Origin of the sequence: Wolbachia endosymbiont (group A) of Portevinia maculata (assembly GCF_964028525.1) — a bacterium.
In the GTDB taxonomy this organism is placed as follows: Bacteria; Pseudomonadota; Alphaproteobacteria; order Rickettsiales; family Anaplasmataceae; genus Wolbachia.
Map to the genome: position 1 here is coordinate 678,640 of NZ_OZ034786.1, position 11,699 is coordinate 690,338.

Genomic DNA, 11,699 nt, shown 5'->3' on the forward strand with positions numbered 1-11,699 from the left:
TTTCTTTGGCTATAATTTGATTGGAAGTGTTTCCTATGTGTCTTATGAGAAAATATGAGACAAATAAGGCATTTATCAATAGAGTGAACATCACAAACCTTTGCTTTAACCTTTTTTTTAAATTTAATCTTACTCTTATCATAGTTAAATTATAACGTCAAATCTATAAAAAACACCTTATAAAGTGAGCTCTACTATAAATATAGAATACTTCTTAGCTGTATCTATCTATATTTATTATAACATAACATTTATTATAATTCTAACATGGACAGATAGAGATTTCAATTACGTTAGTGTTATGGGTGTTAATAAATTTTTAATATATACAATGAATACTTTACAAAAGAAGAAATCAAATGGCATCTTTTTTAAATAAAGTGCTAATAAAAGGAACGGTCACATTTGACCCTATAGATTCATTATCTATCTTCTCTATAATTTTATCAATGCTATAGAAAGAACGTTCTATTCTTGCTAAAATATAATTAATCACTTTTAAATCAATTTTTAACTGTTTATCTGAAAATCGTTTTATTAGCATGATTCTTAATAATTCTTCGCTTGCAGGCAAAATTTTTACGCTGATAGTTGATAATATTCGAGAACTTAAATCTCTTAGTTTGAAGTTAAGTTTTTTTGGCGAAATTGAAGAAGTGATTAGCAGCTTCTTATCATTTTCTTTCATGTAATTGTAACAATGTAATAACATTTCTTCATCTTTAATGTTTTGTACGTCTTCTAAAATAAAAGCATCGCTATACCTAATCTCGCTTACAAAGTTATTCACATTGATAAAAATTGCATCGTTTATTGACTGCCAAATATGAGCAAGATGAGTTTTACCAGAGCTTTTAGGTCCAAAAAGAATGAGAGATTTCCAAGATAAATCCTCAATTACTGAATTATATATGTGCTTATTTTCATCTAAGATGATGTAATTTTGCCGACTATAATCAGCTTGATTGTTGTTAAATAAATTTAATTGCACATTAAACCTCTTACGTAACCTCTTTCTGGTAGTAATTTTTGCGCAGAAATTTACTTACGCTCCTCAAATATCTCAGGTATTCTGGGCTCATTTCTCCTCTTACCATAAATTGATTATGCAAAAGGTCTGTTAGCCGTTTTTATAAAGCTCACTTTTAAAATATTTATTGATTGCATATTCTACTGATACATTGAACATTGCTATTATTGGAATAAAAAGTAATATACCTGTAAATCCAAAATATGAAGCGCATATAGTAATTCCCAGAATAATTACAGTTGGATGTATATGAACTTTTTTTCCTATTAATAAAGGAACTAATATGTTTGAATCTATTAATTGTCCAACACCAAATAATAGCAAAACGGCAGCACTTTCAAACCATTCACTAAATTGAGTAATAGCGCTCAAAAACCCAATAATGGTATATAATAATGGTCCTACGTAAGGTATGAACGTTAATATTCCTGATAAAATTCCAATAACAATAGAGTGTTTCAATCCGATTATGCTCAGGCTCACAGAGTAAAAGACCATCATGACAATACATACATTTACCTGCCCCTTTAGATAATTAGATATGATGAAATCCACTTTGGAAAAATAATTTGCAACTTTTTCTCTATAAGAAACAGGAATTAATTTATTAGCTTTTTCTATAATTAAAGGCCAATCACGTAATATATAGAAAAACACTACAGGAGTAATCACCATTAATGATACCGTGTGAATCAAGCTAAAGCTTGAACTTAACACTTGGATTATAAAGTTACTAGCAATATCAAGAGCATTTATGAAATAAGATACATAGTCGCTGTAATTTTCTGCTAGATTTTTAGATAAGTGATCAAATAAGCTATCCTCGATTTTTATATTAAGAAATTCTAATACAGAGGGGATTACTTTAAGTTTTAATGAAGGCACTTTACTCACTAAGAAATTTAATATTGAAGTAATTTGAACATATATAATAGGTAAAACAAATGTTATAACTAGTATAAAAGCTATTAATAAAACAAGTATTATAAAAATTACAGAACATGAACGCGGTATTCTATACTTTTCAAACTTGACTACTAGCGGATTAAACAAATATGCAATAACAATAGACATTAAACATGGAAAAATCATAGGACGCATCAGGAATAACATCCCTATTATAAAAAGCAGTATAAAACAAATAGTTATATGACGTTTTTGCATGCGTTTAGCATAGTCAATTTACTGAAAAATATACAGTTTATTGTAAATACTATCTATTCATTGTTTTATCAATTTTATTAAGTATTAGGTCAATCAAATTTTCACCCAATTCCCAACTAGATAAAACTCCGTTATGTGGATCATCTTCATACCTTTTCGAATTAACAATCTTGATCAATTTTCCACGTAGCAATACATCATTTTCTATTGCGTGCGCCAATTGTGCAGGTTGTGGTATTAAGTAATCTCTTTTGCTATTAATAACTATTATTGGCATATTCAATTTTCCCTCATCTCGCAACTTTCGTATATCGTTCACTAAATCAAAATCTAGATCTAAAGCCTTTAGCAATTTTTTAAAAATGGATGAGGGCAACATACTTAAAATTTTTGCTTGAGGGATCGGAAAATGCCCTATTGCTGTATGAAAAGAGCTGAAAGTGCTAGTAAAATAACACTTCCAAGTTTAACGTTTTTGTCTGCAAAGTGCTTCAAAACTGCCGATGCAACTGCTCCTCCAAAGGAATGGCCAAAAAGTATAATGTTTTCAGGCCTCACACCCTTGTCCATTAATTCATTGATTTCTTCTATCGAGGGCTTAAGCAAACTTTGATCTCTATTTATAAAGGGAATAATAATAAGCATTACGGATAAAAAAATGCAAGTTAGAGCAGCTAAGCTTGCTAAACCAACTACTCCAGCTGTTATGGGGCTTATAAGTAGTAATATTGCAATGGGCGCTGATACAGATGCCACGAGGAACAAAAAGCTAACTGCAGCATAAGTTATGTAGTTTTGGAATATAGCCGGATATTTATGTGTATGAGCAATAGCTTTTAGCCTATTTCTGCCACATAAATGCTGTAAGCATTGTTGAGCATTTTTATGATTATCCCCTATTCCATGAAAGAATATAAGGTGTATCTCATTTTCTTTATTACACTTAGTAATGTGCATTCTAGCATCGTATTATATCTTATAAGATAATACACTCTTTTTTTAAAACTGTAAATAACTTGTTACTATACACTTACGCTGAAAATGATAAATATGCACACTAACAGACTTAAGAAATACAAAATAGCAGCATTAATAGTTGCAGCAGGAGTAGGCAGTAGATGCAGTAACACAATTCCTAAGCAGTATACAAAACTTGCAGGTAAATCTGTTTTATTTCATGCAATTAAAAGATTTCTGGCTAACCAATATATAGATTACATAAGAATAGCAATTAATAGAGACCATGAAAGTTTTTATAGGGAAGCAATGGATCTCTTATCCAACCATTATTTAAGTGAAAAATCAGCAGTACACTCCTTCCAGCGCGTGACGCTGGAATCTAGAAAAAAAGAAAGTATGGATCCAAGTAGTCAAGCTACTTGGATGACAGGAGGTGTAGATACTAAATTACTAAGTCCAATATATGGAGGAGAAAACAGGCAAAATTCAGTTAAACTAGGGCTTGAAAGCTTACAAAAAATTAACCCAGATTTTGTAGTTATACACGATGCTTGTAGGCCTTTTGTGTCAGATGTTCTGATAGATAACTTGGCTCAGTCCATGATTAATGATCAATATACAGGAGTAGTACCAGCAATAGAAGTCGAAGACACTATGTCATTGGTGGGTAATAATTTCGTTGAATCTACGATTTCAAGAGGAAAACTCAGAGCCATACAAACTCCTCAAATTTTTAATTTCAAAGAATTATTATCGTGCCATCAATCAGACAAAGAATTTACTGACGATTCATCACTAATGGTAGAGCACAAAAAACATGTTGCGATTATTAAAGGTGAGAAAAGCAATTTTAAGTTAACCACAAAAGAGGATATCAATATGGCAAAGCTTCTCTTTGAAGAGCCAAAATTTCGTGTCGGAACTGGTTATGATATACATAAGTTCATTAAAGTTCAAAATGGTGCTGAGAGCTTTATAAAAATTTGCAGTGTGAAAATTGAACACAACATGGCAATAGAAGCGCACTCTGATGGTGATGTTGCAATACATGCAATCGTTGATGCAATACTCGGAGCACTGGGATGTGGCGACATAGGAGAGCACTTTCCTCCTAGTTCCTCTGAATGGAAAGATTGCAATTCATCTCACTTTCTTGACTTTGCTGCTAAAAAAGCAAAGGAAAAAGGGTACAGCGTGTCTAATTTAGATATTACTATAGTTTGTGAGGAGCCTAAAATATCGCCTTACAAAGTAGAAATGAAGAAATTCATATCAAAAGCATTAGAGATTGATGATGAATTCGTAAATGTCAAAGCAACCACTGCAGAAAAATTAGGTTCTCTTGGAAGAAATGAAGGAATAGCAGCATATGCTTCTGTGTTATTGCATACAAACTTTTATTGGGAATAGAAACGAAAAAACTTCCTTGACAAACTCCGCCAACCCCCTTACCATGAAACTGAAGGTATTCAGTTATCTTCATCTGTGCAGATTAAACAGCAAGAAAACAACGTAGTTGGCGTCTTATTTTTAATTTTTTGCACTATGTGCACCTTATGTCTTCACAACATTTCTGGGTTTTTACCTATATAAGCTGAAACGCGCTTATAAGTCGTTTAAGACAGTATAGTACACCAATTTGCAGGATTAGAGAGTGACAACTAGCTAACACGGGATTTCTTTTGCCTTTTTTTCTGCTTAGTAAATTTCTTAAACATTTAAACTAAGGTGAGTTGCATTTAAAAGCAGCTAAATTGCAGTGTTTAAGACTTAAAAAACGCCATACTTGAAAGTATAATGTAAGTAATTAGCCAACCACGGGGCTTCTTTTGCCTTTTTTTTCATTTGGTAAATTTCTTAAATATTTATAGCTTATATCTAAAATAATACCTTGTATCTTTTTTCTGTTTAGGTTATGCAAGAACCCATGCTTGACACTTGGATTTAGTGCAGCTACCCTAAATTGGAATTGCTATTCTTGGCTGAAAGGAACACATTTTTAGAATAATGAAAACAATCAGCACTTTAATTCAAGAAGGATCGGAGTTATTATCGTCACATAAAGTTGAATCACCACATTTAGATTGTGAAATCATCATGCAGCACGTACTTGGAGTGGAAAGATCATTCATAATTATGAACCATGCTGATCAAGTGCCGATGGAGAAAGAACTTTTATTTTGGAAATTAACAAAAAAAAGAGCGGAAAGATATCCAATATCGCAAATAATAGGTAATCGTGAATTCTGGAGTAAAAATTTTATAGTTAACCAGCATGTTTTGGATCCAAGACCAGATAGTGAAACAATAATCCTAGCAGTGTTAAAATATTACCCAAATAAAAAGCAGAGACTAAAAATTGCAGATTTTGGTACAGGCACAGGTTGTTTATTGATATCCGTACTTAGTGAGTATGAAAATGCCGTTGGGATCGGTTTTGAAAAAAGCTTGGAAGCATACAAAGTTGCCTATCAGAACACAAAGAAACATAATCTTCTCAGCAGAGCCAAAATATTTCCAAGCTCATGGACAGAGTGCAGAGGTTCATTCGATCTTATAATCAGTAATCCTCCATATATTAAAAGAAGCAAATTGAAAGACCTGCAAGCCGAAGTGCAAAAGGAACCAAGAATTGCTCTTGATGGTGGAATTGATGGTTTAAACTGTTACTTGAGTATTTTTTCAATATTAAGGAGGTGTCTTAAAAAAAATGGGTTTGCGATATTGGAGATAGGTGAAGATCAAAATGATATTGACAAAATAATACCCTCATACAAATTAGCTTTTCAGGAATATGTACATGATTTGGCAGGAATGAAGAGGTGCATTGTTGTGCAAAAAACATAGCTAATGTTTTCTTGTATTATCTCCTTCATCCCATATTATCCTATGTCATTCCAGTACCCTCTACCTCGTCATCCCAGTGCGTGACACTGGGATCTATATTTAACTAGATCCTATGGTCAAGCCATAGGATGACAGGAACGGTTTTATGCATTTTTTAAAAGGGCAACATGTTTAAGCTTTGCTGGCAAAGTGGAAAGTAAGGCCAGCCTCTATGCCGTGTGTATGAAAAAAGCCATTCTGTATGGTAGTAGATACTTGATTATCACCTGTTTGTTCAACCATTTTACCTTTTGGCTTACCTGCGCCATTATTAAAATTGGGATCCCACTTTGAGGTTTCTAGTTTGAACTCACTGCTACCAATAGCACCAAAACCTCTATATCCAATATGCATATTTACATCTTCGTTTATGCGATAATCAAGGCCAGCTTTTAATTGACCTGCGGGTCTTATTGACGATTTTTCAAACATTTTCATTCTTGTTGCACCGACTCCAATACCAACGTAAGGAGAAAAAGAGAAACGGTCACTTTTCCAATGATGATAAACATTTGCCATTAAAGACGCGTTTTCTATCTGGTCATGATTGACTATTGCTCCATATCTCTCTTCTGGGTTAGCTTTATCCTTTATGTAGGATATTGTTATCTGGCTGCTTGCTAAACCAATATTATCCACTTTTACAGAAGAATACATTCCTTCCAATTCAGCTCTGTAGCTATTGCCATTCAATTCCCCTGTATAACCAAGTGCCACATTTGCAGCAAAAGGTGGATTATAATCTCCTTTATACTTACTTAGTGATTGACCTTCTGTATTCTGAGCACTCCTGTCATTTACAGATACATTATTGGCAGCTGTAGCAGCAGTATCTCCAATTTTTGCTTTCAACTCACCCATGTAATTTAAATATTGACCGTAATACCCACTGCCAAAGTAAAACCCTTCTGTTTCACTTGCAAAAGATTGTTGTGACAACAGCAAAGCAAGTGCTGTAACCGCTAATGTTTTTTTACTAATCATTACTACTCCCCTAGTTAAAATAGCTAATCTAATACTAATTAATTAAAAATGGCTTAATATGAAAAACCTAATTATTTGCATAACTTGCACTTTTCTGAGCTAAAAATAGGCAAAGTTAACCTTTATTTTTGATCATTTTTTAATTTATCGTCAATATCCTCATCTTCAAATTCATCCTCCTCGTCTTCGTCATCAAACCCATCATCGCTCCTCTCGTCATCAAACCCGTCATCATCATCTTCAAACTTATCGTCAATATCTTCATCATCAATATCTTCGTCTGCAAATTCATCTGATTCATCATACACTGCATCCTCTGTTTTAGTTTCAGCAGGATAATCAGCAGCGCTAGGCCCCTCAAGAGCATTATTCCCCTCGTTATTAACCTTATCTTTGCTCGCAGCAGCAGAAAGAACTTTGTTTGGGTCATATGGTTCTTGTGTAGGCACAAGAGTTTGCTTGAGCAGTCTTTTTGTGAAGGTGCTATCACTATAGTACAAAATTTTCTTTGATTTAATTGGGTAAGTTGACTCTATTAAAATTATCTGATCGTCGCGTGGCAACATAATAACTTCTTGAGGCAATAGCAATGCCCTCTGTGTTTCAGAGATATGCAACGACCTTGAAGCAGGATTTAAATCTAAAAATTTAGGCTTATTCAACGATTCTTGTTGTACAGTTTTGTTTCCTATAAGTTGCGATATTAAATTAGCTGTTTCAATATTATTGGCTGCAAAAGTTATTCTGTAAGTCGAGTTTGACAAAAAGGAGTTCATTCCTGCTTCTTCGTATATTCCTTTGAGCTGCTCAGTATCTTGAACAATTAAGAATAACCTAACTCGATAACCACGAAAATATGCAATACCTGTTTGAAATTGCTCCATTTTTCCAAGTGTAGGAAACTCATCCATTAAAAACAATACGCCATAAGGCTCGTCATCCGATGGCAATTTTCTACATAAAAACTCAGTTGCCTGTTGGTAAAAAACCTGCATTAAAGGCCTGAGCCTAGTCAAGTTGTCAGGAGTTAAACCAACATAAACTGTAGTTTTCTTCTTTTTAAAATCTAAAATATTAAAATCACTTGACGCAGTTGCAGTATCAATCAATGGGTTTGCCCACAATTCAAGCGATGAGTTCATAGTTGATACAACACCCGACCTTTCTTTATCAGCTTTTTGTAAAAAAGCTGCAATATTCATATATGCTACAGGGTGTAGTATTTTACCCATTGTATCAAGAGCAACAGCAAGATTATAAACTACGTCATCACTACGCATCGTACGCACAACTTCACCAAAAGATTTAACTTTCTCTGGTGCAGCAAGTAAGTATAATACCACTCCAACAAATAAGCTTCTTGCTTCATTTTGCCAAAAGTCTTGTTCAGGCATGATGAGGTTAGCTATTTTTTGCACATCGTCAACCATCTGCCCAGGTTTTTTACTAATCCATTGTAATGGATTGTAACAGTGACTTATTCCATCTGGCTGCGCTGGATTCCATACGTATACTTTTTGTCCTTGTCGTTCTCGCCAACCACTTGTTATTTCATAGTTTTCTAATTTTATGTCGTGTACAATTACCGAGTCAGTCCAAAATAATAAATTAGGAATTACAAAGCCAACACCCTTACCAGAACCTGTAGGTGCAAATAACAATGCATGCTGAAACCCATCAGCAATAAAGTATCCTCTTTTATCTTTACCAAGCAATAATCCCTTTTTGCTTCTTAATCCTGCTTTTCGTATGTCTTTCTCTGATGCCCACTGCGAGTCTCCATGAAGTGATTCTTTCTTTTTAAATGGTCGCCACTCAATTATCCTTTCTCTTAAATTCCATAAGATAATCATTAAAACAACAATAGGCATTGTAGAAGATAGAATTAATTTTAATTTGAGCTCAAGGCTATATAACTCTGGGTGGTGCCAACAATATTGTATATGATCAAAAATCGTTGGCCAAAGAGCTTGAGGGAAAGGCGTCAAACTAGGATTAATTGCCTTAAAATCCACAGCATCCGGACCGTCAACTAATAGAAAGAACAATATACCAGATAGATAGAAGCAAAACTCAAGTACGCTAAAAGCTACTACACCTCCTATGAGAATATTACGTAGGTGATTTCCATTACTCATAAACTACTCTTTTTTAACTTATGTATAAATTTAAGCATTTTCGCTTGCAGATCTAGTAAATAATATCTCAGAAATGCTTCTTTTGCCCCCACCGGTTCTTTTTAGCTGAATAACAATATCAATCACATTTCTAATGTATGGTATAATTTGGTCTGGAGGAATGCCAAGATTTGCCTGCATAACCATCAATTTTATTTGCTCAAGGGCCATTGTTGGACTATCCGCATGAAGGGTTGATATTGATCCAGGGTGACCAGTATTTATCGCCCTAAGAAAACTAAAAGCTTCCGCTCCACGGAGCTCACCAACTATTATTCTGTCTGGCCTTAAACGTAAGCACGCCTCTATCAAATCTTGAGTGGTTACTTTTGCTCTGCCCTGCCCTCCTTTGGAGGCAATCAGATGCACTCTATTTGGATGATCGTTCAAAACGATTTCCCTTGCATCCTCAACAGTAATAATTCTTTCCTCAGTTGGAATAGCACGCAAAGTAGCATTAGTAAAAGTAGTCTTACCAGTGGAAGTTCCACCGCTAATTATAATATTTTTCTTACTTATTACAGCGTATTCTAAAAACTCTTTTATTTTTTTTTGCCTTAACAGTAAATCCAAATGACGGTCAACTGGATTATCAGTTGCTTCTGTAACAGTTTCAGAAAAAGCCCCCATTTTTTCGTAATCATCGAGTGCTAATTGCATGCTAGAAGGCTTACGAATCGACATGACTACTTTATCAGGTTCACATGCTGGTGGAAATACTATCTGTATACGATAACCATTTGGTAATGTTGCCGAAAGTAAAGGTGCTTCTTCGCTAAGTTTTTGTTCTGTAGCTTGAGCAATCAGTCTGCCAAGAGATTTCAAATGGTTAAGATCGAATACTTCTAATTTTTCACACCTTATTTCACCGCGATTTTCAATCCATACTTCCTTTGGCTTATTTATTGATATTTCATTTACGCCTTCTTCTTGAAATATGCCTTGTAATGGCTCCAAATATGTATCAAGTGCAGCATAATTCATTTCATTGATTTAATATTGCCTGTGGAGGAAATACTATATCTTGGTTAACAAATACTTTCAACGCGGTGCCTTGATCAACATAAATAGTTGGTTTTTTATCTGTGTATCTGCCTACTATATCCCGCATATCTTTAGAAAAATCCTCGATTGATTTCCCGATTGCTTTATCATAAACAGACTTGCTTCTTTTCTGAGTTTGCCTCAACAGTTGACGTACATCGTCTAAAGTTATACCGATATTGTCACTAGTAATTGCATCAACTCCACTAGCTCCAGAACTTTTTATCACACTTACTATTTCTTCCTTTATTATTCTCAGTAAATCCTGATCACTTTTAGCATTCCGAATTTTTTCAATAGCCCTAAGACCCAATTTCCATTTTTCGTCTCCTACCCTCCCAACTTCAGTTTTTATAGCATCCTCCAATCTCTCAACAATAGCCCCTTTGAGAGAAGAGATATCTATTTCAGTTGCAGTGATGGATCTCACCGCATCCATAGCAGTTAGCGTATCAATAAGATTAGAGGCCTTTTGCCCTATAACAGCCGAACCAATTGAAACACCAGCAAGTGCCACTGAAGAGAATAATGCACTTACTATTTTATTATCAACTATTCCAGCTATTCCTGCTCTGCCAAGTTCATCCGTACCAAGTGATGAAATAGCAATATCTATTCCATGAGGAAGAATGACCCTACTCCAGTTTATATTTACACGAGCTCTTGCGACATTTGAGTCAAATGAATAACTGCCTATCAATCTTGAGCCTTTAGGTATTAAAACTGTATCACCAGTTTCTGCATAAACATCTCTACTCACCATAGCACGCAGCATTCCTTGCAGATCAGAGTTTATTGCAGTTTCAAGAACAGCATCAATAATTTTACCTTGAGTAACCATTAAACCAAGCTTTCCTACTCTGGTAGCTTTGCTCGATTGTGCTGAAGTGTCAGATAAAATAGCATCAGCAGCCTTATTCTCTCCACCATCACTTGAAATTGTTAACATTTGTGCACTACGTCTGTCTCTAGGATAACCGCTACCCCCTATTGTAGGAAACGAGGTAGGTAAATTGCCCATAACATTACTAGAAGGAAAATTTTGCTTTGGCAAAATAGGTATATTTGACACAGGAGTTTCTTTTGGTTTCTCTTCTTCTTTTCTAATTTGTTTTATTTCTGGTATGATTGGTGGTGTAGGAAGAGGAGGTAAGGGTGGTAAGGGATCAGTTATTATTCTTTCAGGAACCATTACATTATCTGGAACTTGTTCCAACTTTCCCTTCAATTCTTGAACATTTTGCTTTGTTTCCTCTTTTTTAATAACTTCTGAACCCTCTTTATGAGAAGGACTAAAATAGAGATAATACACTCCACCAACCAGAAGCACTAAAATAATGACCATCAATGCCCTATGACCTTGATTAGAGCCAACTGTTACTACCTTGTTCTCTATTTCTGATTCATCTTCTGAATTGTTACGCCTTTCTTTATTCATATTGCATATACCACAG

The 11,699-nt window shown here is 34.5% G+C and carries 10 protein-coding genes; 2 read left to right on the plus strand and 8 right to left on the minus strand.

Annotation, left to right across the window (positions count from 1 at the left end):
* Positions 1–355: 355 nt before the first annotated feature.
* The 4 genes from ABWU36_RS03480 to ABWU36_RS03495 all read right to left on the minus strand — a co-directional run bounded on the left by ABWU36_RS03480 (position 356) and on the right by ABWU36_RS03495 (position 3,151).
* Complete coding sequence (locus ABWU36_RS03480; RefSeq protein WP_253309351.1) at positions 356–991, minus strand: DnaA ATPase domain-containing protein; 636 nt, start codon at positions 989–991, stop codon at positions 356–358.
* A gap of 129 nt (positions 992–1,120) precedes the next feature.
* Entirely contained in the window at positions 1,121–2,194 is a 1,074-nt protein-coding gene (locus tag ABWU36_RS03485; RefSeq protein WP_264735948.1) for an AI-2E family transporter, read from the minus strand.
* Between the two features lie 49 nt (positions 2,195–2,243).
* Positions 2,244–2,513 (minus strand): hypothetical protein, encoded by a 270-nt coding sequence (locus ABWU36_RS03490; protein WP_353273002.1) that lies wholly within the window; start codon positions 2,511–2,513, stop codon positions 2,244–2,246.
* Between the two features lie 95 nt (positions 2,514–2,608).
* A complete protein-coding gene (locus tag ABWU36_RS03495) occupies positions 2,609–3,151 on the minus strand; it encodes a hypothetical protein (protein WP_341816362.1) in 543 nt (180 codons plus the stop codon).
* A gap of 84 nt (positions 3,152–3,235) precedes the next feature.
* On the opposite strand from ABWU36_RS03495, the gene ispF reads away from it, so the two are divergent.
* Complete coding sequence (ispF, locus tag ABWU36_RS03500; protein WP_353273003.1) at positions 3,236–4,564, plus strand: 2-C-methyl-D-erythritol 2,4-cyclodiphosphate synthase; 1,329 nt, start codon at positions 3,236–3,238, stop codon at positions 4,562–4,564.
* Positions 4,565–5,161: 597 nt separating this feature from the next.
* The gene (gene prmC / locus ABWU36_RS03505) at positions 5,162–6,001 is read left to right on the plus strand and encodes a peptide chain release factor N(5)-glutamine methyltransferase (RefSeq protein ID WP_253309355.1); all 840 of its coding nucleotides are present in this window, start codon (positions 5,162–5,164) and stop codon (positions 5,999–6,001) included.
* 171 nt (positions 6,002–6,172) lie between these two features.
* Here the strand turns inward: prmC and ABWU36_RS03510 are convergent, their stop codons facing one another.
* The 4 genes from ABWU36_RS03510 to ABWU36_RS03525 all read right to left on the minus strand — a co-directional run bounded on the left by ABWU36_RS03510 (position 6,173) and on the right by ABWU36_RS03525 (position 11,683).
* The gene (locus ABWU36_RS03510; protein WP_253309356.1) at positions 6,173–7,024 is read right to left on the minus strand and encodes a P44/Msp2 family outer membrane protein; all 852 of its coding nucleotides are present in this window, start codon (positions 7,022–7,024) and stop codon (positions 6,173–6,175) included.
* Positions 7,025–7,146: 122 nt separating this feature from the next.
* Positions 7,147–9,162 (minus strand): type IV secretory system conjugative DNA transfer family protein, encoded by a 2,016-nt coding sequence (locus tag ABWU36_RS03515; RefSeq protein WP_353273004.1) that lies wholly within the window; start codon positions 9,160–9,162, stop codon positions 7,147–7,149.
* 30 nt (positions 9,163–9,192) lie between these two features.
* Positions 9,193–10,185 (minus strand): P-type DNA transfer ATPase VirB11, encoded by a 993-nt coding sequence (virB11, locus tag ABWU36_RS03520; RefSeq protein ID WP_253309358.1) that lies wholly within the window; start codon positions 10,183–10,185, stop codon positions 9,193–9,195.
* Position 10,186: 1 nt separating this feature from the next.
* The gene (locus ABWU36_RS03525) at positions 10,187–11,683 is read right to left on the minus strand and encodes a TrbI/VirB10 family protein (RefSeq protein ID WP_253309359.1); all 1,497 of its coding nucleotides are present in this window, start codon (positions 11,681–11,683) and stop codon (positions 10,187–10,189) included.
* Between the last annotated feature and the right edge of the window lie 16 nt (positions 11,684–11,699).

What these genes read in the sequence shown, in the direction of transcription:
- ABWU36_RS03485 (WP_264735948.1), bottom strand. Translation starts at nt 2,194, where the DNA reads ATGCAAAAACGTCATATAACTATTTGTTTTATACTGCTTTTTATAATA.
- prmC (WP_253309355.1), top strand. Translation starts at nt 5,162, where the DNA reads ATGAAAACAATCAGCACTTTAATTCAAGAAGGATCGGAGTTATTATCG.
- ABWU36_RS03510 (WP_253309356.1), bottom strand. Translation starts at nt 7,024, where the DNA reads ATGATTAGTAAAAAAACATTAGCGGTTACAGCACTTGCTTTGCTGTTG.
- ABWU36_RS03515 (WP_353273004.1), bottom strand. Translation starts at nt 9,162, where the DNA reads ATGAGTAATGGAAATCACCTACGTAATATTCTCATAGGAGGTGTAGTA.
- ispF (WP_353273003.1), top strand. Translation starts at nt 3,236, where the DNA reads ATGATAAATATGCACACTAACAGACTTAAGAAATACAAAATAGCAGCA.
- virB11 (WP_253309358.1), bottom strand. Translation starts at nt 10,185, where the DNA reads ATGAATTATGCTGCACTTGATACATATTTGGAGCCATTACAAGGCATA.
- ABWU36_RS03495 (WP_341816362.1), bottom strand. Translation starts at nt 3,151, where the DNA reads ATGCACATTACTAAGTGTAATAAAGAAAATGAGATACACCTTATATTC.
- ABWU36_RS03525 (WP_253309359.1), bottom strand. Translation starts at nt 11,683, where the DNA reads ATGAATAAAGAAAGGCGTAACAATTCAGAAGATGAATCAGAAATAGAG.